The sequence below is a fragment of the Paraburkholderia sp. J41 genome (genome assembly GCF_905220235.1).
In the GTDB taxonomy this organism is placed as follows: domain Bacteria; phylum Pseudomonadota; class Gammaproteobacteria; order Burkholderiales; family Burkholderiaceae; genus Paraburkholderia.
In genome coordinates this window covers 1-22811 of sequence record NZ_CAJMZE010000055.1, presented here as the reverse complement: position 1 = coordinate 22811, position 22811 = coordinate 1, and the positions used below count along the sequence as shown (strand labels likewise).

The 22811-nt window shown below is 62.9% G+C and carries 28 protein-coding genes, 1 tRNA gene and 1 riboswitch; of the genes, 13 read left to right on the top strand and 16 right to left on the bottom strand.

Annotation, left to right across the window (positions count from 1 at the left end):
* Positions 1 to 121 precede the first annotated feature (121 nt).
* Genes U5805_RS30405 through U5805_RS30395 form a run of 3 tightly spaced genes read left to right on the top strand, consistent with a single transcriptional unit; the run spans position 122 to position 2202 of the window.
* On the top strand, positions 122 to 901 hold the full coding sequence (locus U5805_RS30405; protein WP_322107192.1) for a hypothetical protein: 780 nt from the start codon (positions 122 to 124) through the stop codon (positions 899 to 901).
* Positions 902 to 911: 10 nt separating this feature from the next.
* The gene (locus U5805_RS30400; protein ID WP_322107191.1) at positions 912 to 1121 is read left to right on the top strand and encodes a DUF4224 domain-containing protein; all 210 of its coding nucleotides are present in this window, start codon (positions 912 to 914) and stop codon (positions 1119 to 1121) included.
* Complete coding sequence (locus U5805_RS30395; protein ID WP_322107203.1) at positions 1057 to 2202, top strand: tyrosine-type recombinase/integrase; 1146 nt, start codon at positions 1057 to 1059, stop codon at positions 2200 to 2202. The genes U5805_RS30400 and U5805_RS30395 overlap by 65 nt, the downstream gene beginning before the upstream one ends.
* Before the next feature lie 29 nt (positions 2203 to 2231).
* Here U5805_RS30395 and U5805_RS30390 read toward each other — a convergent pair whose 3' ends face one another.
* The 11 genes from U5805_RS30390 to ydfG all read right to left on the bottom strand — a co-directional run bounded on the left by U5805_RS30390 (position 2232) and on the right by ydfG (position 10518).
* Entirely contained in the window at positions 2232 to 2771 is a 540-nt protein-coding gene (locus tag U5805_RS30390) for a hypothetical protein (RefSeq protein ID WP_322107190.1), read from the bottom strand.
* Positions 2771 to 3538 carry a hypothetical protein gene (locus U5805_RS30385; RefSeq protein ID WP_322107189.1) on the bottom strand — a complete coding sequence of 256 codons (768 nt, stop codon included), beginning with the start codon at positions 3536 to 3538 and terminating at the stop codon, positions 2771 to 2773. The genes U5805_RS30390 and U5805_RS30385 overlap by 1 nt, the downstream gene beginning before the upstream one ends.
* A 200-nt stretch (positions 3539 to 3738) precedes the next feature.
* A tRNA-Lys gene (locus U5805_RS30380) sits at positions 3739 to 3814 on the bottom strand.
* Positions 3815 to 4162: 348 nt separating this feature from the next.
* Complete coding sequence (gene ybgF, locus U5805_RS30375; protein ID WP_322107188.1) at positions 4163 to 4912, bottom strand: tol-pal system protein YbgF; 750 nt, start codon at positions 4910 to 4912, stop codon at positions 4163 to 4165.
* Between the two features lie 21 nt (positions 4913 to 4933).
* A complete protein-coding gene (gene pal, locus U5805_RS30370; RefSeq protein ID WP_322107187.1) occupies positions 4934 to 5443 on the bottom strand; it encodes a peptidoglycan-associated lipoprotein Pal in 510 nt (169 codons plus the stop codon).
* Between the two features lie 18 nt (positions 5444 to 5461).
* Entirely contained in the window at positions 5462 to 6754 is a 1293-nt protein-coding gene (tolB, locus tag U5805_RS30365; RefSeq protein WP_322107186.1) for a Tol-Pal system beta propeller repeat protein TolB, read from the bottom strand.
* 132 nt (positions 6755 to 6886) lie between these two features.
* A complete protein-coding gene (gene tolA, locus U5805_RS30360; protein ID WP_322107185.1) occupies positions 6887 to 7903 on the bottom strand; it encodes a cell envelope integrity protein TolA in 1017 nt (338 codons plus the stop codon).
* A complete protein-coding gene (gene tolR / locus U5805_RS30355) occupies positions 7900 to 8346 on the bottom strand; it encodes a protein TolR (protein ID WP_322107184.1) in 447 nt (148 codons plus the stop codon). Before tolR ends, tolA begins: the two co-directional genes overlap by 4 nt.
* Positions 8347 to 8364: 18 nt before the next feature.
* Positions 8365 to 9042 carry a protein TolQ gene (gene tolQ, locus U5805_RS30350; protein WP_158951233.1) on the bottom strand — a complete coding sequence of 226 codons (678 nt, stop codon included), beginning with the start codon at positions 9040 to 9042 and terminating at the stop codon, positions 8365 to 8367.
* Between the two features lie 154 nt (positions 9043 to 9196).
* On the bottom strand, positions 9197 to 9691 hold the full coding sequence (gene ybgC / locus U5805_RS30345) for a tol-pal system-associated acyl-CoA thioesterase (RefSeq protein ID WP_415914691.1): 495 nt from the start codon (positions 9689 to 9691) through the stop codon (positions 9197 to 9199).
* 80 nt (positions 9692 to 9771) lie between these two features.
* Positions 9772 to 10518 carry a bifunctional NADP-dependent 3-hydroxy acid dehydrogenase/3-hydroxypropionate dehydrogenase YdfG gene (gene ydfG, locus U5805_RS30340; RefSeq protein ID WP_322107182.1) on the bottom strand — a complete coding sequence of 249 codons (747 nt, stop codon included), beginning with the start codon at positions 10516 to 10518 and terminating at the stop codon, positions 9772 to 9774.
* 317 nt (positions 10519 to 10835) lie between these two features.
* Positions 10836 to 10973: riboswitch (ZMP/ZTP riboswitch) on the top strand.
* A 160-nt stretch (positions 10974 to 11133) separates the two neighbouring features.
* Here ydfG and glyA point away from each other — a divergent pair.
* From glyA to U5805_RS30305, 7 genes are all read left to right on the top strand, one after another.
* A complete protein-coding gene (gene glyA / locus U5805_RS30335; RefSeq protein ID WP_322107181.1) occupies positions 11134 to 12381 on the top strand; it encodes a serine hydroxymethyltransferase in 1248 nt (415 codons plus the stop codon).
* 15 nt (positions 12382 to 12396) lie between these two features.
* Positions 12397 to 12885, top strand: coding sequence for a transcriptional regulator NrdR (nrdR, locus tag U5805_RS30330; protein WP_322107180.1), 489 nt, complete (start codon positions 12397 to 12399; stop codon positions 12883 to 12885).
* A 173-nt stretch (positions 12886 to 13058) separates the two neighbouring features.
* On the top strand, positions 13059 to 13595 hold the full coding sequence (locus U5805_RS30325) for a GspH/FimT family pseudopilin (protein ID WP_322107179.1): 537 nt from the start codon (positions 13059 to 13061) through the stop codon (positions 13593 to 13595).
* Positions 13592 to 14077, top strand: a complete 486-nt coding sequence (locus U5805_RS30320; RefSeq protein WP_322107178.1) for a hypothetical protein — start codon at positions 13592 to 13594, stop codon at positions 14075 to 14077. Before U5805_RS30325 ends, U5805_RS30320 begins: the two co-directional genes overlap by 4 nt.
* Before the next feature lie 5 nt (positions 14078 to 14082).
* Positions 14083 to 14883, top strand: a complete 801-nt coding sequence (locus U5805_RS30315; RefSeq protein WP_415914692.1) for a PilW family protein — start codon at positions 14083 to 14085, stop codon at positions 14881 to 14883.
* Positions 14880 to 15407, top strand: a complete 528-nt coding sequence (locus U5805_RS30310; RefSeq protein ID WP_322107176.1) for a hypothetical protein — start codon at positions 14880 to 14882, stop codon at positions 15405 to 15407. The genes U5805_RS30315 and U5805_RS30310 overlap by 4 nt, the downstream gene beginning before the upstream one ends.
* 23 nt (positions 15408 to 15430) lie before the next feature.
* Complete coding sequence (locus U5805_RS30305) at positions 15431 to 15856, top strand: type IV pilin protein (RefSeq protein WP_322107202.1); 426 nt, start codon at positions 15431 to 15433, stop codon at positions 15854 to 15856.
* Positions 15857 to 16025: 169 nt separating this feature from the next.
* On the opposite strand, the gene U5805_RS30300 is transcribed toward U5805_RS30305, so the two are convergent.
* The 3 genes from U5805_RS30300 to U5805_RS30290 form a co-directional block, all read right to left on the bottom strand.
* Complete coding sequence (locus tag U5805_RS30300) at positions 16026 to 16514, bottom strand: DUF3318 domain-containing protein (protein WP_322107175.1); 489 nt, start codon at positions 16512 to 16514, stop codon at positions 16026 to 16028.
* A gap of 66 nt (positions 16515 to 16580) precedes the next feature.
* Positions 16581 to 16967 carry a phage holin family protein gene (locus U5805_RS30295; protein WP_322107174.1) on the bottom strand — a complete coding sequence of 129 codons (387 nt, stop codon included), beginning with the start codon at positions 16965 to 16967 and terminating at the stop codon, positions 16581 to 16583.
* A 345-nt stretch (positions 16968 to 17312) separates the two neighbouring features.
* Entirely contained in the window at positions 17313 to 17615 is a 303-nt protein-coding gene (locus U5805_RS30290) for a DUF883 family protein (RefSeq protein ID WP_007584918.1), read from the bottom strand.
* A 413-nt stretch (positions 17616 to 18028) separates the two neighbouring features.
* Here U5805_RS30290 and U5805_RS30285 point away from each other — a divergent pair, with 413 nt between their 5' ends.
* Positions 18029 to 18667 (top strand): peroxiredoxin, encoded by a 639-nt coding sequence (locus U5805_RS30285; RefSeq protein WP_322107173.1) that lies wholly within the window; start codon positions 18029 to 18031, stop codon positions 18665 to 18667.
* A gap of 171 nt (positions 18668 to 18838) precedes the next feature.
* Here U5805_RS30285 and U5805_RS30280 read toward each other — a convergent pair whose 3' ends face one another.
* Complete coding sequence (locus U5805_RS30280) at positions 18839 to 20029, bottom strand: acyl-CoA dehydrogenase (protein WP_322107172.1); 1191 nt, start codon at positions 20027 to 20029, stop codon at positions 18839 to 18841.
* Positions 20030 to 20167: 138 nt separating this feature from the next.
* On the opposite strand from U5805_RS30280, the gene U5805_RS30275 reads away from it, so the two are divergent.
* On the top strand, positions 20168 to 20992 hold the full coding sequence (locus U5805_RS30275) for an IclR family transcriptional regulator (RefSeq protein ID WP_322107171.1): 825 nt from the start codon (positions 20168 to 20170) through the stop codon (positions 20990 to 20992).
* A gap of 69 nt (positions 20993 to 21061) precedes the next feature.
* Here the strand turns inward: U5805_RS30275 and argF are convergent, their stop codons facing one another.
* The gene (argF, locus tag U5805_RS30270) at positions 21062 to 21991 is read right to left on the bottom strand and encodes an ornithine carbamoyltransferase (RefSeq protein WP_322107170.1); all 930 of its coding nucleotides are present in this window, start codon (positions 21989 to 21991) and stop codon (positions 21062 to 21064) included.
* 352 nt (positions 21992 to 22343) lie between these two features.
* Between argF and U5805_RS30265 the strand changes: the two genes are divergently transcribed.
* The gene (locus U5805_RS30265) at positions 22344 to 22697 is read left to right on the top strand and encodes a DUF3579 domain-containing protein (protein ID WP_322107169.1); all 354 of its coding nucleotides are present in this window, start codon (positions 22344 to 22346) and stop codon (positions 22695 to 22697) included.
* The last annotated feature ends 114 nt before the right edge of the window (positions 22698 to 22811 follow it).

The following is a 22811-nucleotide window of genomic DNA, read 5'->3' as shown; positions in this document are numbered from 1 at the left end:
TAACGGAATATGGAGATTGAGCCTAGGCCAAGGACATAACAGGTAGACCACACAAAAGAAAAAGCCCCGACCGTTGCAGCGGTTCGAGGCTTTGAACAACAGCATTACAAGGACAGTTGCAATGCACGACGAGAGTATAGGCAATTTCTCGGCCTTTCGCCGGGAATGGGTGATTCGTGGGCGAAATTTCGGAGACGGACAAGTGGAGGTGACGGCCACTAGATTTGATCGTTACATGGGAGCCCAACATTTAAGTACGTTGCCTAGGGCTAAGCGTGGGGAGTCCGAAAACACCGAGCAGAACCAGATGGATGCTGCGAAGCGCGCAAAGAAGCAAGTGCGGTTGCGCTGCAAAGCGATTCGAGCGGATCGGATGATCACGTTGACGTATCGAGAAAACATGATCGATAAGGATCGGCTCAAGAAAGATTTCGACGCTTTGAGGAGGCGGCTTGGGCGCTTGGTTGACTTCCAGTACGTCGCCGTAGCCGAACGTCAGAAACGCGGTGCATGGCACCTTCACGTCGCTGTTAGGGGCCGTCAGAACTATCGCGTCCTACGAGCGATTTGGCGCAGTGTAGTCGGGCAGGACAACGGAAATATCGATGTGCGTAACCCGTTCAGGGAAAAAGGGTTACGTCACAAGTTGGCGTCGTATCTCTGCAAATACATGACGAAGGATTTCGCAGAGCACGCGGTGAATGAAAAGCGATATTGGACAAGTAGGGGTATCGCTGTTCCGGAGGATCAGTCGATTGCGCATCTGCTGGCCGATAACCCTGCGGAAGCAATAAAGCTGGTCTTCGATTCGGCTCTGCGAGTCGGCTCAACGCTGGACAGATGCCAGTCGTACTGGAATCAAGAATTGGGGTGTTTTTGGTTATCTACTCGGGAAAATTGAGATCGCAGATATGTTTCTTTCGATAGAAGAATTAGTACAACTTACTGGTAGAAAGGTTAAGGCGAAGCAAATTCACGCTCTGCGGTCCATGGGTGTTCCTTTCTTTGTCAACGCGCTAGGACAACCAGTCGTGGCACGTGCGGCGATTGAAGGTCGTGCACAGGTTTCAGGTGATCGTGTTGCTCGTGTTTCTTGGCAACCGCGCGTGGTGGCTGGCTGATATGGGGCGTCGTCCGTGGAAGAACCTAAGCTTGCCGCCGGGCATGCGTGCGCGTAAGCAGCGCAGCGGTGCTATTTACTATTACTTTGACGTTGGTGGGACACCGCGCCGAGAGGTGCCGCTCGGTGCCGACTTCGTTGAAGCCGTGCGAAAGTGGTCTGAGCTTGAGACGCAAGGTAAAGATAGGCACTCGGAGCTAGTCACTTTCCGATATGCTGCGGAGCGGTATGTGCGTGAGGTGTTGCCGACGAAGTCGCGGCGCACGCAGCGGGACAACCTGCTTGAGCTGGCAAATCTTTACAAGTTCTTTGACGATCCGCCCGCGCAGCTTGGTCACATTCGACCGGTCCACGTGAAGCAATACTTAACGTGGCGCAGCGATCTGGCTCGTCAATGGTATGTCGAGCAGGGACGGGATGTGCCTGTTCGACCAGGCCACGTTCGTGGTAATCGGGAAATAGCGTTGTTCTCGCACATCTTCAATTTCGCCCGTGAACACGGAATTACCGATGTGGTCAATCCTTGCGTCGGTGTTAGACGGCATAAGGAAGGCGGTCGAACGGTGTATGTGGAAGATGACGTTTTTCAACGTGTCTGGACAGTTGCCGATCAGCCGACCCGCGACGCGATGGATCTTGCCTACCTGACTGGACAGCGGCCCGCAGACACCTTGAAGTTTGCCGAAAGCGATATCCGAGGTGGGGAGCTTTGGGTTGTGCAAGGGAAACGGGGCAAGAAATTACGTATCACGGTGTCTGGCGAGCTTGCAGCCGTGATTGATCGAATTCGCACGCGTAAGTTGGCTTGCAGCTCGAAGTGTGACTGGCTTGTAGTCAATGAGGCTGGTGAGCGGTTGATGCGAGATGCACTTCGATTTCGCTTCGATCGCGCTCGTCTTGCCGCGCGGGTGGAGAAAGACCTATTCCAGTTCCGCGACCTTCGGGCCAAGGCTGGGACTGACAAGACTGAATCGTCGGGAGACATTCGAGCTGCGCAGCTTCAATTGGGGCATCAGTCTTTGAAAATGACCGAGCACTACGTGCGCGAGCGGAAGGGCGACAAGGTGGAACCAACAAAATAGGGTGGGCACCACCCACCCATGGCGGGCAGTCAAGTCGGGGCGTCTTCTGCTTCGTAGTTCAGTTTAAGCTGTGCTGCCGAAAGCGGAAGCGGGACTTCCCACGTCAAGATAGCGTTAATGCCATTTTCGTTTGCTCGGTCTGCGAGTTTTTGATCGCCGGTGTATAGGCTGTGAGCTCGATGAGCTTTGGCCACGGCAATCACTTGGCGGTCGAACTTAACTTTTGCTTTGGTCTCGGCGGGAGTTAGCTTTTTTTTCTTTTTAGAGTCACCGTCCTCAAGCATGGCGCATTCGATCGCTGCCCGTTGATCAAACGAGGCGACGGAAAAGACGCGGGAGTTCGCAAAGATCTGGAGCCGCTTATCTTTATCTGGGCCGCCTTCGACCAAGTATTCGGCCAAGACGGGCGTCGGGATAAGAATGCGCTGTTTCGACGAATTCAGGTGGGCGATGAGGCCGTTAATCCTCTCGACGCATTGAGTCAGCGGTTGGCCCGTAGCCGGATCCAGAGGCGCTTTATATCCGCTGTCGAACGCGAGCGCGAGGAAAGAAGTGTCAAAGACTACCATCAGTGCAGCCCGTCGCTTTCGCCCCGCAAGGCGTTAATGTACCCGTCGATATCGCTGTGTTTGCTCCAGCCGGAAGCTTCCAGCTTGCGGAGGCGGTCAGTGACATCAAGCAGCGTGTCTTCATCGAGTACGATGAACTCGTTGATTTTTAGGGTTAGAAGATGCCAAGTGTTGTCTTCACGGCGCTCCCAGCGAGCATCGCCGTTCACTCTCAGTACCGGCCCCTTGTACAAGTACGGAGCAAGCTCTTGCGCAAGCTCACGACTGATTTCTCCGTGCCACGACCGGCCTTCAGGATCTACGATGGTTGCGTGTGCGCTTTTGTCGCGTCCGCCGACTCTGACGAGTTCGCCATCAATAGTTGCAGGCTCCGTGAAGGGGCCGAATTTGAGGGGGCGCGGAAGATCTTTACCGGGGAATAGAAGGACGACCGCCTCGGTCTGGTGCCCCGCGTGCCTGTGACGAAGTTCTCCGGTAGCGTTGTCGTCTCTAAGAAGCGAGTTGAGTTCGTCGTACCCGGCCGTGGCATCGTTCGCAGCTTCACCGCGACTCAGGTCACCGACGCGTTGCGATACCTTAGGCGCGGCTTCGAAGTCCACTTTTAGCACAGGCATCGTGCTGCCTTCTTGCAAGTGGTCGAGGTGGACGCTCGCACTGTTCCCGAGCAGCCGTGCGAGCGCAGCGATGTATTTCGCTAACCGCTCCATCGGAATCGTTGCGGGTGTGTACGCACCTATTCGAAACAGGTATTCGTCTTGGTCGTCCATTTTGTCCACCTTCGGCACCCGCCAGATAGGCATGGCCGCATTTCTAGGACCTGGGCGCGTCGCGCCGTGGTTCGCTTTAGGATACCAAAGGCAGTGCTAGCGTGTCCCCACTTGTTCACTCTAGAGGCGATTTTGCGGAGCATCACCACTTTTGCGGAGCAAGAAAAAGGGCCTAGCCGAAGCTAAGCCCTTGAATCTTTTGGTAGGCCGTACGGGATTCGAACCTGTGACCAACGGATTAAAAGTCCGCTGCTCTACCAACTGAGCTAACGACCCGAAAGAAGCGGGATTGTAGCGGGACCGGCTATGGACGTCAACCCCGCGCCGACACGCTTCGCGCTCGAAAAATCGCCGCCGTTGTCGGGGGATTGCCGGGATGCGCCGAAAGGAAAAGGGCTCAAAAGGAAAAGGGCCCAAAAGGAAAAGGGCCCAAAAGGAAAAGGGCCCAAAAGGAAAAGGGCCCAAAAGGAAAAGGGCCCAAAAGGAAAAGGCCCGAAGCACGCCGTGCCTCGGGCCCATCCTTGGTTTGCGAGAGGCGCATTTCGCGGTGGCACCCAACAACCCGATAACCAGCGGCAATCGGGCACGCCGCGTCACGCCAACATCAACATCGTCCAGCAGCGCTTATTTGAGCTGGGTGAGCTTGCTCTGCGCCGTCTGGGCAACATCCGAGCTGCTGTATTGCGCGACGATCTGCTCGAGCGTGTGCTTGGCCGCAGCCTTTTGCCCTTGCTCGATCTGATTGTTCGCAATGGCCAGCAACGCCTCCGGGGCGCGCGGATGTTGCGGATAGTTCTTGACCACGTTCTGCCACGTCGCCGTCGAACCCTTGTAGTCCTTCAGCGCATAGAGGGCATTGCCGAGCCAGTATTGCGCGGTCGGCTGATACGGGCTTTGCGGATACTTCGCGATGAAGCTGCGGAACGACGCAGCCGCGTTCTTGAAGTCGCCGTTGCGGAACTGCTGGGAAGCGGCGTTGAACGCATCCGTTTCACCCGGCTGAACGGTGCCTTGCACGCCGTCCACGGTTTCCTGTTGCGGCTCGAACTTCTTGAGCCGCGTATCGAGGTCCGTGTAGTAGTCCTTCTGCTGCTTCTGCAGGGTCGCCAGCTGGTTCGCCACGTCCTCGTTCTGTCCGCGCAACGTCGCGACCTGCTGGTTGAGCTGGTCGATATGGTTGGACTGATCGAGGATCGTGCGCTGCGCGGCGGACAACTGGCTTGCCAGGTTGTCCGTCTTCGCACGCAGGTCGAGAATCGCCTGGCGCGCCTGATCGTCGTCGAAGATACCGGCGTGCGCCGGCAGCGCCGCAAAGGCGACGCCGGCCACGCAGGCGGCTGCGGCTGCCCGCAGCGGGGAGAAACGGTGCGTCATACGCCCCTTCAAATACGTCGATTACTGTTGATACACGAGGTCGGCACGGCGGTTTTGCGCCCACGATGCTTCGTCATGGCCCGTCGCAACCGGCTTTTCCTTACCGAGGCTCACCGCTTCCATCTGCGAGTCGGGCACGCCCATCAGCGAGAGCGCGCGGCGGACTGCTTCAGCACGCTTCTGGCCGAGCGCGAGGTTGTATTCGCTCGTGCCGCGTTCGTCGGTGTTGCCCTGGATCAGGACGTGACGTTCCGGGTGCGTCTTCAAGTATTGAGCGTGCGCCTGGATCACGTTCTGGTAGTCGTCCTTGACCGAATAGCTGTCGAAGTCGAAGTACACGCTGCGCTTGGCGAGCGGGCTGTTCGGATCGTTCAGCGGATCGACGTTGACTTGGGCGACGGCGTTCGGGTTCGGTTGCGTGCCGATTGCGCCGCCGTTTGCGTTTTCGTCAGCCTTCGGGGCCGACTTACACGCTGCCAGCGCACCGATCATCAACACGGCCAGGGCCACGCGGACTTTATTCGACATCATTTTTGCTCTCCTGAAGTGTTATTGCATAAAAGGACCCCAGGACGGCTCGCGTACGCTGCCGCCCTGAACGGACAGGATTTGCCGCGTACGACCGTCGGTCGATACAGCAGCCAGCACGCCACGGCCGTTCACCTGAGTGGCGTAAAGAAGGTACTGACCGTTCGCCGCGAAGCTGGGCGATTCGTCATGAGTCGTATCAGTGAGCGCGGTGGCGACGCCGGACTGCAGGTCCTGAATGTACAGCTTAAATCCGCCGCCGGTACGAGAGATGTACGCCAGTTGCTTGCCGTCCGGGCTGACCTTCGGGCTCGTGTTGTAGCTGCCCGAGAACGTCACGCGCTGGGCTGCGCCGGCGCTTTCGCCCTGGGCCGGCATCTTGTAGATCTGAGGCTGGCCGCCGCGGTCACTGGTGAAGTAAATCCAGCGTCCGTCAGGAGAGTAGGTGGGTTCGGTGTCGATCGTCGTGCCTTGCGTGAGGCGATGCAGACCGCTGCCGTCGGCATTGACGGCGAAGATTTGCGTGTTGCCCGTGCGCGACAGTGCGACCGCAAGCGTGCGTCCATCCGGTGACCAGGCGGGCGCCGAGTTGTTGCCCTTCTGGTCCGAGATGACGATGCGGCGACCCGTGGGCAGGTCATGCACGTAGACGATCGGCTTCTTCTTTTCGAAAGAAACGTAAGCGACCTTGGTGCCGTCGGGCGACCAGGCCGGCGAGATGATCGGCTCCGGGCTCGAAAGCGCGATGTGCGCTTCCTGGCCGTCGGAGTCGGAAATCTGCAATTGATAGCGGCCGCCCGTGCGGATCACGTACGACAGGCGCGTGGCGAACACGCCCCGGTCGCCGAGCAGCTTCTGATAGATGTAGTCCGCGACCTTGTGCGCGCTCATGCGCAGGCCGCTTGCGGGGCTCGTGAGCACCAGGCCGCCGAGGCCTTCGCCTTTCACGGTGTCGTAGAGCTTGAAGCGCACTTCGTACTGGCCGTTGGCGAGCTTGTTCACGCTGCCCGCGACGAAGGCGTTGGCGCCCTTGGCCTTCCAGCTGCCGAGATCCACGGAATCGTTTTCCGAGATCGGCGTGCCGCCGGCGTCGATGTTGGTGAACTTGCCGCTGCGTTGCAGGTCGGCGCGCACGATGGCGGCGACCTGCTCGGGCGAGTTCGCTTCGCCGGCGAAGTTTGCCGTGGCGATGGGAAACTGGGTGGAGCCCACGCCGGTGACGAGGACGTTGAGTTGTGCGTTCGCTGCGCCGCCGACCGCGATCAGGCAAGACGCGACGAGAGTTCGCAGGCCAAGCTTCGTCATCAAACTCATGCTGTGATGTTTCCTGAAAGAGCGATTGTGTAAGACCGCGCAACAGCAGACAGACCGTTAAACGCCTGAAACGTTCCAGTGTCGACGTTCGTGCCGCCGTGCGCCCGCTATCTAAGCCCCTGATTTGCGCCGTTAGTCTGCCGGACGCAAAGTAATCGTAAAGTTGCCCGGCGCCTTGCCGTCCGTGTCGAGCGGCATCGGGTCGGAGCGATGTACCGCGCGCAGCGCCGCATCGTCCCAGGACGCGTTGCCGCTGCTGCGCGTGATCTGCGCCGAAAGCAGCGTACCCGAAGGCGAGCAGCGCACCGAAACGACCGTTTCCAGCCCCGCCGTTTCGCCGGCCCAAATGATGTTCGGCCGCACGCGCCGCTGCACCTTGTCGGCATAACCGGCCGATGCTGCATTGCCGCCCGAACCGCTGCCGTTGCCGCTCTTCGCAAGCCCGTTGCCGCTCGAACTGTCGCCGCCGCCCATCGCTCCTTGCATCTGCGCGATGCGCGCGCGCCGCTCGGCGTCGAGCTTCTTCGCCTGGGCATCCGCTTGCGCCTTGGCCTTCGCGGCCTTTTCGGCTTCGGCCTTCTTCTGTGCGTCGAGCTTCGCCTGCTTCTGCTGCGCTTCTTCCTGCTGCTGCTTCTTGAGCGCGTCTTCCTGCTGTTGTTGCTGTTGCTGCTTGAGCCTTTCGGCCGCGGCCTGCTGTTGCTCCTGCTGCTGTTGCTTGAGCTTCGCGGCCTTCTGCTGCGCGGCGAGCTGCGCCGCCTGCTCGGCCGCGAGTTGCTGCTGTCGCTTCGCCTCGGCTTCCTGCTGCTGCCTCAGACGCTGCTGCTGTTCGGCCAGTTGCGCCTCGCGCGCCGCCTCCTGCTGCTTGCGCTTTTGCTGTTGCAGCGCGATGTCGGCGTCTTCCGTCTGCGGCGGCGGCGGGGCGGGTTGCACGGGCGCGGGCGGCGGCGGCTTCGGTGCGGGCGCCGAAAGGTCCGGCACCTCGGTCCAGAGTTCCGCTTCCTCGCCCGCCGGCGTGCTGTTCTGCCAGTGAATGCCGTGATACAGGAAAAACGCGAGCAGCACGTGCATCAGCACGGCAAGCGCAATAGCACGCCCCGTGCCGCGCTCGCGCGGCGGTTGCAGCGGATACGTTTCGTTCTTCCGTGTCATTGCGATTTGACGAGCAGCCCGACGCGCTTCACGCCATGTGCCTTGAGGTCGGACATGACGTTCATCACCGTTTCGTACTTGACGGCCTTGTCGGCGGCGATCACGACCGGCTGGTCGGGATGGCTCTGCTCGCGGTCGTTGACGAAGCCGTTCAGGTCGGCGCGCGTCATGGTTTCCTGCTGCGTGGCGCCCGAGTCATCCTTGTAGCGTACGCTCAGATTGCCGTCGGGGCGAATGTTCACCACGACGGGCGGTGTTTGCTGCTGCTGCGACGCTCCGCCCACGGTCGGCAGATTGACGACCGACGGCGCGACGAGCGGCGCCGTCACCATGAAGATCACGAGCAGCACCAGCATCACGTCGATATACGGCACGACGTTGATGTCGGCCATTGCCCGGCGCGAGCGGTTGCCTCGCATGCTCGAACGCATAGAGCCAGCCATCTTCGACTCCTTTGAAGATTAGTGGGCCTGACGCTGCAGGATGTTCGAAAACTCTTCGATGAAGGTTTCGAAGCGGATTGCCAGCCGGTCGATGTCGTGCGCGTAACTGTTGTAAGCGACGACGGCCGGAATCGCGGCGAACAGACCAATCGCGGTGGCCGTCAGCGCTTCGGCGATGCCGGGCGCGACGTTCGCGAGCGTGGCCTGCTGCACGTTGGCGAGACCGCGGAACGCATTCATGATCCCCCAGACCGTGCCGAACAGACCGATGTACGGGCTGACCGAGCCGACCGAAGCGAGAAACGAGAGGTTCGCTTCGAGCGCGTCCATTTCGCGCTGGAAGGCCGCGCGCATGGCGCGGCGCGCGCCGTCGAGCACGAGGCTCGGGTCGTTCAGGCGTTTCTCCTTGGCCTTGAGGAATTCGCGCATGCCCGACTCGAAAATGCGTTCGAGCGCGCCGATCGTATGGCGATTGTTGGCCGCGCTCTGATAGAGCGCCTGAAGGTCGCCGCCCGACCAGAAGTCGCGCTCGAAGCGCTCGGTCTGGGCGCGGGCGCGGCGGATGGCAAACCACTTGCGGAAGATGAAGGTCCAGGAGATCAGCGAAAGGAGCAGAAGAAGCCCCATCACCGCCTGCGCCAGGATACTCGCATTAAGAACGAGAGAAATGATCGACAGATCTTGTGTAGTGTTCATATAGGTTCGTTTTGACGTCCCGGAAGGGGCGAGCGGCTGCAAGACAACGCGAAGCTTTCCGTAGGCGTTCGGGAAGTTTTCGTGCCGTCGCGGCCGAACCCTGCTTGGTCCTGCATTGACCGGCGCGAGTTCACTAGCGTCGTATCAACGGTAATTACCGCACGGCCGTTGACACGGCGAGCAGGTCTTTCTGTGGCCCACGCTTCAAAGCCTCGTGAACGTGGCCCGGAATGGGAGCGGGACGCATGGCCGCGCCATCGACGCAGGCAACCTTGATGCCGCCCTTTGCAAGTAGCGTGCCGTCGCGCCACGCTTCCTGCATGAAGTCGACCGACGCGCGGCCGATTTTTTCGATCCGGCTGACCGTGGTGACGACGTCGTCGAGGCGCGCGGGCGCGCGATAGTCGAGCGCCGTGCTGCGCACCACGAACAGAACGCCCGTTTGCTCCGCGAGTTGCCGCTGGTCGATGCCGCACGCGCGCAGCCATTCGGTGCGGGCGCGCTCGAAAAACTTCAGGTAATTCGCGTAGAACATGATGCCGCCCGCATCGGTGTCCTCGTAATAGACGCGCACGGGCCACGAAAAATCGCTGCCCGCGGCCGGCGCCGCGGCGTCCGTCTTGCTGGTAAATCTTTCCATGCCGCGCATTCTACCGGAACGCGCGGCCCCTACGCCGTTCGTACGACTGATGATAGAAAGATAATCGTAAGATAAATTCTTCGGAGGATTTACCCGCGATGCACGCTCAAACCGGCGAACGCCTGCGCGACGGGCATCAGCTCGATCGTATTGATGTTGACGTGCGCGGGGCGCGTGGCGATCCAGTAGATGGAGTCGGCGATGTCCTCGGCCGTGAGCGGCTCCACGTCCTTGTAGACGTTGGCCGCCTTGGCGTCGTCGCCGCGAAAGCGCACGTTGGAGAATTCGGTGCCGCCGCACAGGCCCGGCTCGATGTCGGTCACGCGCAGTGCGGTGCCCGCCAGGTCGGCGCGCAGATTCAGGCTGAACTGGCGCACGAAGGCCTTGGTGGCGCCGTACACGTTGCCGCCCGGATACGGCCAGCGGCCTGCGACCGAACCCAGATTGAAGACGTGGCCGCGATTGCGCTCGACCATGCCGGGCAGGAACGCGTGCGTGACCTGCACGAGGCCGGTGCAGTTCGTCTCGATCATGGTTTCCCACTCGTCGAGATCGGCTTTCTGCGCCGGCTCCACGCCGAGCGCCAGCCCCGCGTTGTTGACGAGCACGTCGACGGCGGCGAATTCGGCCGGCAGCGCACCCGGCGCGGCTTCGACGGCGGCGCGGTCGCGCACGTCAAGCTCGAAGGGCAGAAGGGCGTCGCCGAGTTCGGCGGCGAGAGCGTCGAGCCGGTCCTTGCGGCGCGCGGTGGCGACGACGCGGTGGCCGCCCTTGACGAAGGCACGGGCGATGGCGGCGCCAAAGCCCGCGGACGCGCCGGTGACGAAGACGATCATGATTGCTCCCTGGTCGGTGGTGGGCGAGGAAAGGGGAAAGCCTACTTCCAATGCCGCGCTGCGGCAAGGAAGGGTCGGAATCCGGGCAAAAGCGGGGGTGTTGTCGGCGGTTTTCATCGTGCGCGCGGATTTCGCGTCGAATCCTGCGCTCGACCCCGCGCTGCCGGTGCCAGCCGCGCGAATCGGGCCAGCCACGCCAGCTACGCGAGTCGCAACAACGTCGTCGGCCTCGTCAGCCGCAGCGCGGCGCGCGACCGGCGGCCCGGCTCGGTGGCGCCGGTTGCCTATTCCTGGCCGTTCCAATAAACTTACGCGCTCAATCCCTGCGTAACTGGCGATAGGGTTCCGGAATCGCGAAAGCGGCGAATGCCGCATGCGCGGAAGCGGGAACTCAAGGTGGAACGACCCACCGTGAAGCGCAGGGCGCCGTTTTGCCGTTCGCCTGGGCAGCCAAGATCCGCGCGCTTCATCAAGCGCTGCTGGAGCTGCCCTGCCTCGCGTGTCCGGCACCTTCTTCCGCCACGTCAAGGCTGGCCTCTTCGCCAGCAGCGCCGCGTACCTGCTACGCGTTCCGCGCGAGACCCGGTCAACCTGAACACACTTAACGGAATCCGTATGTTTGACAGAGCCGAAAGCACCATCGCCAACGTCGATCCCGAACTCTGGAAGGCGATCGAACTCGAGAACCGTCGCCAGGAAGAGCACATCGAGCTGATCGCGTCGGAAAACTACACCTCGCCCGCCGTCATGGCCGCGCAGGGTTCGCAGCTCACCAACAAATACGCCGAAGGCTATCCCGGTAAGCGCTATTACGGCGGCTGCGAAAACGTGGATATCGTCGAGCAGCTCGCGATCGACCGCGTGAAGGCGCTGTTCGGCGCGCAAGCCGCCAACGTTCAGCCGAACTCCGGCTCGCAGGCCAACCAGGGTGTGTTCTTCGCCGTGCTCAAGCCGGGCGACACCATCATGGGCATGAGCCTCGCCGAAGGCGGCCACCTCACGCACGGCATGGCGCTCAACATGAGCGGCAAGTGGTTCAACGTGGTGAGCTATGGTCTGGACGCCAACGAGGACATCGACTACGAAGCGCTCGAAAAGCGCGCGCACGAAACCAAGCCGAAGCTCATCATTGCCGGCGCTTCGGCGTTCGCGCTGCGCATCGACTTCGAGCGCATCGCCAAGGTTGCCAAGGACGTTGGCGCGTATTTCATGGTCGACATGGCGCACTACGCCGGTCTGATCGCCGCTGGCGTCTACCCGAACCCGGTGCCGCATGCCGACTTCGTCACCACGACCACGCACAAGAGCCTGCGCGGCCCGCGCGGCGGCGTGATCCTGATGAAGGCCGAGCACGAGAAGATCATCAATTCGGCGATCTTCCCGGGCATCCAGGGCGGCCCGCTCATGCACGTGATCGCCGGCAAGGCCGTCGCGTTCAAGGAAGCCGCAACGCCGGAGTTCAAGACCTATCAGCAGCAAGTGGTCGAAAACGCGCGCGTGCTGGCGGAAACGCTCGTCAAGCGCGGCCTGCGCATCGTGTCGGGCCGCACCGAAAGCCACGTCATGCTGGTCGACCTGCGTGCGAAGAACATCACGGGCAAGGCGGCGGAAGCCGCGCTCGGCGCCGCACACATCACGGTCAACAAGAACGCCATCCCGAACGACCCGGAAAAGCCGTTCGTGACGAGCGGCGTGCGCCTCGGTTCGCCGGCCATGACGACGCGCGGCTTCGGCGTGAAGGAAGCCGAGCAGGTTGGCAACCTGATTGCCGACGTGCTCGACAACCCGGAAGACGCCGCGACGATCGAGCGCGTGAAGGCGCAGGTCGCCGAGCTGACCAAGCGCTTCCCGGTGTACCGCTAAGCCGCGCGCTGATCCATGCGCTGCCCCTTCTGCCGGCATGAAGACACGCAGGTTGTCGACTCGCGTGTTTCCGAAGACGGCGCCGCGATCCGGCGCCGCCGCCGCTGTCCCGCTTGCGACAAGCGTTTCACGACGTACGAACGGGTCGAGCTGGCAATGCCGGCCGTGGTCAAGAAGGACGGCAGCCGCACGGAATTCGACCGCCGCAAGATCGCGGCGAGCATGAAACTCGCGCTGCGCAAGCGGCCCGTCTCCGCCGACGCGATCGACGAGGCCGTTGCCCGCATCGAGTATCAACTGCTCGGCAGCGGCGAGCGCGAAGTGCGCAGCGAGCGCCTTGGCGAACTTGTCATGGGCGAGCTGCGCAATCTCGACAAGATCGCGTTCGTGCGCTTTGCCTCGGTGTATCGCCGCTTCGAGGACGTCTCCGAATTCGAGGACGTGATCGAAGAATTTCGCCGCTCGGGCGCCGCCGCCGCGCCCGCACCCGCGAAGAAGCGCTGAGCGCTTTTGCCGTTCCCGCATTTCCTTTTTCTCCCGTTTCCCGCATTGCCGCTGTCGTGATGCTTGCATTTTCGCGAGCCCGCGCCGCGTCGAACAGTTAGCCGTTCGGCTAATTGTTTGCGACCGCGTTCGTCCGTAAATTGACGGCAATCCGTTCACGTTAAGGATTGCTGATGAAATGCACGGGATTCACGCTGATCGAAACGATGGTCGTCATCGTGCTGCTCGCGATTTGCGCCACGGTCTCCGCGCCGGTGTTCGTGGCGTGGCGCGTGCGCGACCAGATCGATGCGCGCGCCAACGCCATGCTCGGCACGCTGGCCTACGCGCGCAACGAAGCGATCCGCCGCCACGCGCGCATCACCGTATGCCGCGTCGATACGGCGCGCAACTGCCTCGCCACGGCGAAGGCGTGTCCGTCCGGCCTGGCCGACTGGTCGTGCGGCTGGGCGGTCATGATCGAGCGCGCGGGCGCTTATGTGCCGTTGCGTATCCAGCCCGCCATCGACGCAATCTCGATTGCCTCCTCGCTCACGGCCGTCACGTTTTCGCCGCCCGCCGGCCAGACGATCGGCAGCCTGCGCAATTTCGAATTCGCGCCGCGCACGGCCAGCGCCGCACAGCGCGGCACGGCATGGCGGCGCTGCATACGCATCGCGGCGGGCGGCCGCGCGCGCATCAGCGACGGCGCGTGCGCGGGGTCGTCATGAAGCGCGCGTCACGTGCAAAGGCATGCGGTTCGACGCTGCTGGAAGTGGCCATCGCGCTCGGCATCATGGCGATGTGCGGCCTCGGTCTCATCAACACGCAATTGGGTCTCGCGCGTCAGGCGCAACTGGCCGCCGCGCGCGAACGCGCCGCATTCGTTGCCGATGCGTGGGCGGAAGCATCGCGCATGGCAGGCGCGGCCGGTTCCGCGGCGGGCGAACGATGGAAGGCGCTTGCGGCGAGCATCGTGCCCGAAGGACAGCTTGCGGCGAACGGCGCGAGCGGCGACGCGTCGGTTGCGAGCGTTAACTGGACCGCGACGCCGTTTTCGGCAAGTTCGAACGCGAGCGCGAACACCGGCACCAACGCAAATGCAAACGCAAACGCAAATTCAAACGGAAACGCATCGCCGCGCGCCGCTTCGTGCGCCAGTGCGGCGGTGGCCGCCGGGCGCGATTGCATCGCCGTGGCGTTCCTGCGATGAAGCTGATGTCGATACGCCCGCGCCGTGCCGCCGCAAGCTCGAGCGGCCACACCTTGCTCGAACTGGTGATCGCCGTCGCGCTTGGGCTCGTCGTCGTATTGGGCGCGCTCGCGGCATATCGCTCGCAGCGTCAGGCATTCGCCTATGCCACCGACGCCGCGCGCATCCACGAGGCGGGCATGAATGCGTTGATGCTGATCGGCGAGCAAATCCAGATGGCGGGCTTCGTGCCGGCCGACGCTCCGGCGCCGCTTGCCGGTCCCGCGATCTTTGGCTGCGCGGCGGGGCGTGCCGTGGGTACCGACGCCGCGCCGTCCTGCGAGGCGCTGACGAATCGCTCGGACGGCATCGCGGTGCGCTATCGCGGCGACGGCGTATCGACGTGGACTGCATCGAACGGTCAGGCGACCGATTGCCTCGGCCAGGCTGCGGGCGCGGCCAGCGCCGAAATCGTCAACCGCTTTCACGCGAAGGCCAGCAGTTCGACCGGCGAGCCCGAGTTGTACTGCGAGGGCACCGGCAAGGTCGGCACGGCGCAGCCGCTTGTCGAAGGCGTCGAGCGATTGCGCTTGCGTTACTGGCTCGCGGGCGCGACGCAGGCGGTCGACGCGTCGGCTTTGGCGCGCGAGCAATGGAGCGCCGTAGTCGCCGTCGATCTCTGCGTGCTGGTGCGCGGCGCATCGTTTCCGCGTCGCACGCGTTACGTCGATTGCGAGGGTGCGCAGGCAATCGGCACGGACGGCCGCGCTCGCCAGGCGTTCTGGCGGCACGTGGCGCTGCGCAATGCCGGGGCGGCGCAATCATGAAGGGCGCCGCATGCTCGTATCGGCGAGCGAAGCGTCGAGGCGCGGCGCTGCCCGTCGTGCTGATGATCGTTTCGATGATGCTCGTGACGTCGGCGGCGTGGTTCGAATCGACGTTGCTCGGCGTGCGCAATGCGAACGCCGTCGCCGATCAACTTCAGTCGTTTCATGCAGCCGATGCGGCGCTCGTGCTGTGTTCGCGCGCGCTCGCCGAAGGCACGGTATCGGCGGCGCCCGCGGTGCAAGCGGGCGAACCGCAAGGGTGGCGCAGCGAAGGCAGCTTCGAGCGCGCGGCCCTCGCGCCGCTGGCCGCATGGCCCGGTTCGGTGCGCGTGCCGCAATGCGTGATCGAAGCGTGGCGTATCGACGGCCGGCCGTTTGCGCGCGCGTATCTGATTACGGCGCGCGGCTTTGGCGCGATGGAAGAGACGCAAAGCTGGGCGCAGGTGCAACTGGTTTTCGACGGCTTGGGCGAGGCGATGCGCGTCGAGCGTCATTGGCGCCGCGTTGCCGCGAGACCGTTCTGAGCGTCGAAGGAGGAGAAGTGAACATCAAACGGCCGCGTGCGTTCACGCTGCTCGAACTCGTTATCGCGCTGGCGGCCGCCGCCATCGTCGCCGCGTTTGCCGTGCCGGGCTGGCAGGCGCAGATCGCTCGCAGTCATCGCATCGACGCCGTGGCGGCGTTGTATCGCGCGGCGCAGTGGATCGACACGCAAAACGGTTCGATGCAGGCGCTGCCTGCGGGCTTCGATCAGGCGCCATCGACGGGAACGCCAGTGTATGGCTTGCACGTGGCGTCCGCCGATGCGTCGAACGGCGGCTACGCTATCGTCGCCGAGCCCTCGGCAAGCGGGCCGATGCGCGACGATGCGTGCGGCGCCTTCGTGCTCGATGCAACAGGCGCGCGCAGTAACCGGACCGCCGGCGGACTGGTCGCCGCCGCCTCGACGCAGATGTGCTGGAGGGATCGCTGACGCGCGCGAAAACGTGGCGGCTTGCAGCGTTCGACCGGTAGACCGGTGATTCAGGCAACGGATCGACCGGCGAATCAGGTGCCGCATCAATCAACGGATCAGTCGGCGAGTCAACCGGCGGATAGACCGGCGGATAGGCCGATGGATAGACCGCGAATCAACCCGCGAATCAACCCGTGAAATCGCCGTCATCGACCGCGTTGCGGCGTGGGCGGTTTGACGCGGGATCGCGCTGGCGCCGCATCTGCTGCCACACGCGGTACGCTTCCCACGCGGTGAAGGCGAGGCCGCCCCACTTGATCGCGGGGCGCGCAGCCGAGGCGATGCTCGAACGCAGCGGCTTGGCCAGCACGATGGAGGCGAGCGAACTCAAGATCGGGTACTGCTTGAGCAGCATGCCGAGGCTCGCGCCCATGCCGCCAAGGCCGCCGATACCGCCGCCTCGCGAACCGGCGAAACCCGGCACGAGGAAGCGCAGCCAACTGAAGTTGGTGACAGCCGTGCGCACTTCCAGCAGCGCTTCGGCCATTTCGGCGCGTTCGACGCTGGCGCGCACGAGCAGCAATTCCTTGCGCAGCGCGCGCAGTTGCGGCGTCGAGAGATCGTGCGGGCGCGGGCGCGTCTGGCGAAACGTGGTGTCGAGGCGGGGTTGGCTCATGGCGTCGGGTCGCGGCTATCAGGGGAAGCGTCGTGGGAAAGCCGGCGGCTTGCCGGCGGAATGCGCTTAAGGCCGGCGCAGGATTTCACGATCCTTCTCGAACTCTTCGAGCGTGGTCTGAAAAACGATCGGTGCATTGCGCAGTCCGCTGCGCGCCTTCAGTGCGCACACGATCGCGGCAATCGCATAGACGGCCGTGATGCAGGCGAGCGCTTGCCAGCGCCACGTATCCCAGAAGGCGATGGCGACGAGCGCCGTGAGCGCGATCAGCGAGAGTAGGGCGAGCATCATCGCGGCGAGGCCGAGAAAGAGCACGCCGATGAGCCGCTCTTTCTCCTCGGCGAGTTCGATGCCGATGAGTTCGAGGCGCGTTTGCAGGATCGAGAACGCGGAACCTAGCAGGCGGCGCAACGGGCCGTGTTCCTGTCGCTGCGAATTGTGGTCTGTCGTCATGGCGAGGGCAGGTTGCGCGAGCCAATGCGCGTACGGCGCGCGAGAAAAAACAGCCGGCCGAACGGCCCGGCAAGATATTGCTTTGCGGCGAGACTATCCGCAGCGATTCAGCCGGCGACACAGCGGACGCGGGCTTAGTCGAGCAAGACGGTCACGCCAACCGGTCAAGCAACCGATCACGCGAACGCTGGCGGGCCGCTAGTTCGCTGTTGCAAGCTTAGGAGCACTAGCTGCACTAGCTGCACTAGCTGCACCGGCGAGCACCAGCGGCGCTCGTCAGCCGCAAGCCGCGTGGCGCGTTTGCGGCAAGCGCGGCATGGCCGCCGCTCGCCGCAAGGCGCCTGCTTACTTGCGGTTGATCAGCAAGCCGACCAGCACGCCCACGCCGGCTGCAATGCCGATGGAAGCCCACGGATGTTCGTGAACGTAGTCGTCGGTGGCGCGTGCTGCCTTCTTGCCTTTCTCGACCACCACGACCTGAACGTCGGCGGCTTTTTCCTTGGCTTGCTTTAGCCGCGAGAGTGCCGTTTCGCGCAACTCGGAAGCGCGCTCGCCCGTTGCGCTCGCAGCCTGCTTGAGCAGATCCTCGGCATCCGCGAGGACGGTTTTGATATCGGACATCAGCCTCTCCTTATTGACTTCTGACATTGACTGGCTCCATTCGTGTCACATCACGCGTGAATCGTAACAAAGATACGGGCGCTGGCAAGCGTGACGCGCCGTCATGCGCATCCTTGCGCGCACGATCCGTACCCGCTTCGCCGCGCCGCATCGTGGTTTGCGAACGAGGCAAGCAAGCCGCGGCCGGGCGCGGGCACGGATGAAACCGGAGCGACGATCCCGCGCATCGCGCGGGGACGAATCGTAGGGACTTGATCCGGCACGCAAAGTTTCCGTCCCGGCTTTCAAAATTACAAAAACTCATACCGGTGTGAGGCGATGTTCGTTATCGGTTCGCCCTTGCTGCCTGTATGCTTGATATCTGTGCATAAAGTCCGAAACTGTACGGTTCGGCGGGCCGCGCGCCCATTTCGTCACACCACGTTCAAAGGAAACGCACCATGAGTCTTCGTCTTGGCGATATCGCACCCGACTTCGAGCAGGATTCGAGCATTGGCCGCATCAAGTTTCACGAGTGGCTGGGCAATAGCTGGGGCGTGCTGTTTTCCCATCCGGCCGACTTCACGCCGGTCTGCACCACCGAACTGGGCCTCACGGCCAAGCTCAAGGACGAGTTCGAAAAGCGCGACGTCAAGACGATCGCGCTCTCCGTCGACAGCGCTCAGTCGCACAACGAGTGGATCAAGGACATCAACGAGACGCAGGCCGCGAACGTCGGCTTCCCGATTCTCGCCGACGCCGACCGCAAGGTTTCCACGCTGTACGACATGATTCATCCGAACGCGAACGAAACGCTCACCGTGCGCTCGCTGTTCGTCATCGACCCGAAGAAGAAGGTGCGTCTCATCATTACGTATCCCGCGAGCACGGGCCGCAATTTCGACGAGGTGCTGCGCGTGATCGACTCGCTGCAACTCACCGACAACCATCAGGTCGCGACGCCCGGCAACTGGAAGCAGGGCGACGACGTCGTGATCGTGCCGTCGCTGAAGGACGAGGAAGTCATCAAGCAGAAGTTCCCGAAGGGCTACAAGGCCGTGCGTCCGTATCTGCGCCTCACGCCGCAGCCGAATAAGTAAGCGGTTCGCGCGATCGCTCGCGTGCGGCACCGCATGCGAGCCCGATGCACCAAAACAAACGCCGCACGGCTTGAAACCGTGCGGCGTTTTTTTCACCGCGCCGTCGCGCGACGCGGGAATGGCGATTCAGGGTACCGCGAAGCAAGGCACCGCGAATCAAGGCACCGCAAATCAGAAGAACGCCTGGATGCCCGTTTGCGCGCGGCCCAAAATCAGCGCGTGGATGTCGTGCGTGCCTTCGTAGGTGTTGACGACTTCGAGGTTCACGAGGTGGCGCGCCACGCCGAATTCGTCGGAGATGCCGTTGCCGCCCAGCATGTCGCGCGCGAGACGCGCGATGTCGAGCGATTTGCCGCAGGAATTGCGCTTCATGATCGACGTGATTTCGACGGCGGCCGTGCCTTCGTCCTTCATGCGGCCGAGGCGCAGGCAGCCTTGCAGGCCGAGCGTGATTTCCGTCTGCATGTCGGCGAGCTTTTTCTGGATCAGTTGATTCGCGGCGAGCGGCCGGCCGAACTGCTTGCGGTCGAGCGTGTACTGACGCGCCGTGTGCCAGCACGACTCCGCCGCGCCGAGCGCGCCCCAGGCGATGCCGTAGCGCGCCGAATTCAGGCAGGTGAACGGGCCGCGCAGGCCCTTCACGCCCGGCATGAGGTTCTCTTCCGGCACGAACACTTCGTCCATCACGATTTCGCCCGTGATCGACGCGCGCAAACCCACCTTGCCGTGAATCGCCGGCGCAGTGAGACCTTTCCAGCCTTTTTCCAGAATGAAGCCGCGGATCTCGTCCTTGCCGTCTTCCTCGAGCTTTGCCCATACGACGAACACGTCGGCGATCGGCGAATTCGTGATCCACATCTTCGCGCCCGAAAGCGAATAGCCGCCGTTCACCTTCTTCGCGCGCGTGACCATGCTGCCCGGATCGGAGCCGTGGTTCGGCTCCGTGAGGCCGAAGCAGCCGATCCATTCGCCGCTCGCGAGCTTCGGCAGATATTTTTCCTTTTGCGCGTCCGAGCCGAATTCGAAGATCGGCACCATCACGAGCGACGACTGCACCGACATCATCGAGCGATAGCCCGAGTCCACGCGCTCCACTTCGCGCGCGATCAGCCCGTAGGCGACGTAGTTGAGGCCGGGGCCGCCGTATTGCTCGGGAATGGTCGGGCCGAGCAGGCCCACTTCGCCCATTTCGCGAAAGATCGAGGCGTCGGTTTTTTCGTGGCGGAACGCCTCCGTCACGCGCGGCGCGAGCTTGTCCTGCGCGTAGGCGGCGGCGGCGTCGCGCACCATGCGCTCGTCCTCGCTGAGCTGCTGGTCGAGCAACAGCGGATCTTCCCAATGAAACTGAGCGTGTGCGGCCATGGTGCGTCTCTCCTGAATCCCGAAATTTTAGAAAGGGCGATTTGCAAATACGTGCGGACGAATTTACGCTTGACGGAAGTTCCGCTATGCGGAACAATGTTTTGCAAATTGATCACAGTGTAGCTCACTCGCGCGCCCATGTCTGCATCCGAATCTGAACCGACGTCCGTGGCTTCCTCTTTCGCCGCCGCGTTCGCGAGCGGTCCCGTCGACGAGCGCAAGTTTGTCGTGGCGCTCGCGCGCGGGCTGGAGTTGCTGCGCGCGTTCCGCCCCGGCGAAACCCTGCTCGGCAACCGCGATTTCGTCGAACGCACCGGCTTGCCGAAAGCCACCGTGAACCGCCTCGCGTACACGCTCACGGTGCTCGGCTATCTGCGTTTCGACGAATCGCTCGGCAAATACGCGCTCGACGCGGGCGTGCTCTCGCTGGGCTTCGCGCTGCTCTCGGGCACGGACACGCTCGAACTCGCGCGCCCGCACATGCGCGCGTTCGCGCGCGAAGTGGGCGCGGCGGTCTCGCTCGGCGGCCGCGACGGGCTCGACGTGATCTATCTCGAGACGATCCGCAGCGAAACGGCGCTCACGCTCGGCCTCGCTTCAGGCTCGCGGCTCTCGATGCTCACGAGTTCGATGGGGCGCGCCTGGCTCGCCGTGCAGCCCATCGACGTGCGCACGGCGCTTCTTGCCGAGTTGTCGAAGGCGGCCGGCGAGGCGGGGCCGGCGTTGGTGGAGGCGGCGAAGCGCGAGATCGAAATGTTCGGGCGGGAAGGGTGCTGCTATTCGTTCCGGGACTGGCACGAGGACGTGAACGCCGTGGCGGTGCCGTTTCGCGAGCCGCGCGAACGGCGCTGGCTCGTGCTCAGTTGCAGCGGTCCGGCTTCGTCGATGGGGCCGGAGGTGTTCCGCGAGCGCGTCGCGCCTTTGCTGAAGGCGCTGGCGCGGCGGCTCGGCGAGACGGTCTGACGCGGCCGATGGACGAAAAAAAACCGGGACGCAGGTCCCGGTTTTTCCTTGCGGCGAACAACGCCACGCCTAGTGATTGAGCTTGCCCAGCAGCAGGAACTCCATCAGCGCTTTTTGCACGTGCAGGCGGTTTTCGGCTTCGTCCCAGACCACGCTTTGCGGGCCGTCGATGACTTCGGCGCTCACTTCCTCGCCGCGATGCGCGGGCAGGCAGTGCATGAAAAGGGCGTCGGCGTTGGCGCGCGCCATCATTTCGGCGTCCACGCACCAGTCGGCGAATGCCTTCTTGCGCGCTTCGTTCTCGGCCTCGAAGCCCATGCTCGTCCAGACGTCGGTCGTGACGAGGTCGGCGCCGGCGCACGCTTCGTTCGGATCGGCGAACGCTTCGATGAACGGCTGGCTTTCCGGCGCGACCAGCGCCGGATCGAGCGGATAACCCGGCGGCGTGGAGATGCGCAACTTGAAGCCGAGGATCTGCGCGGCTTCGATCCACGTGTAGAGCATGTTGTTGGCGTCGCCGATCCACGTGACGGTCTTGCCGCGAATCGGGCCGCGATGCTCGTAGAACGTGAAGATGTCGGCGAGCACCTGGCACGGATGATATTCGTTCGTCAGGCCGTTGATGACCGGCACGCGCGAGCTTTCGGCGAAGCGCTCGATGATCTCCTGGCCGAACGTGCGGATCATGATGATGTCGACCATGCGCGAGATGACTTGCGCCGAATCCTCGATCGGCTCGCCGCGCCCGAGCTGCGTGTCGCGCGTGTTCATGAACACGGCATGGCCGCCAAGCTGGAAGATGCCGGCTTCGAACGAGAGGCGCGTGCGCGTGGAGTTCTTCTCGAAGATCATCGCGAGCGTGCGGTCGTGCAGCGGATGATACGTCTCGTAGTTCTTGAACTTGCGCTTCAGGATGCGCGCGCGCTCCAGCACATATTCATATTCGTCAAGGGAGAAATCCTTGAACTGGAGGTAATGGCGTATGGTCCGGGAGGTCATGAAACGAAAACGGCGCCCGATCCGGCCTTGAACTGCAGAAAGGGCCGGGCGACGCCGCTGCGGTTGGTGGTAAGTCGAAGCAGCATAAAGGATTTTGCCGAATTTGACGAGTTGGCCGAAAGGCGGAGGTACGGTTCGTGCGCGCCGCTGCCGCGCCTCGCGCATGCTTGCAAAGCGCCGGAAAGACGGCGCTTTGCTCCGCTTTTCGGGGCTTGTGTGCGGTGCGTCAAAACGGTCGGTAAGTTATAATCTTCAAGATTTTTCTGGCACGACGAGCGGGCTGACGAGCCGGGCGGCGAAGGTAAGAAGCGACAGCCAGCGCACCGGCAGCTCTATACACGGGTACTCCTGCATGGCCGACGAAGCCCCAACCGAATACTTCATTCAAGGCATCACCAGCAACGGGAAGAAGTTTCGCCCGAGCGACTGGTCGGAGCGGCTCGCGGGCGTGATGTCGAGCTTTGGCCCGAAGGCATCGGCGAATGCACGGGGTCCGAACGCGTATCTGCGCTATTCGTTGTACGTGCGCCCGACGATGATCGGCGATCTCAAGTGCGTGGTGCTCGACTCGCGTCTGAAGGACATCGAGCCCATGGCATTCAACTTCGTGCTGAATTTCGCAAAAGATAACGATCTGCTCGTGACCGAGGCGTGCGAACTGCCCCCCGAACACGCCACGCAGCAGTTGAGCGGCGCCAAGCGTTAACCGGTTGAACGCGGCGCGCACCAAAAACCCGCCATTGGCGGGTTTTTTTGCGTCCCGAATCTGCCGGCGCGGACAAAAGCGGGGCGCGGAAAACAAAAAACCCGCCGAAGCGGG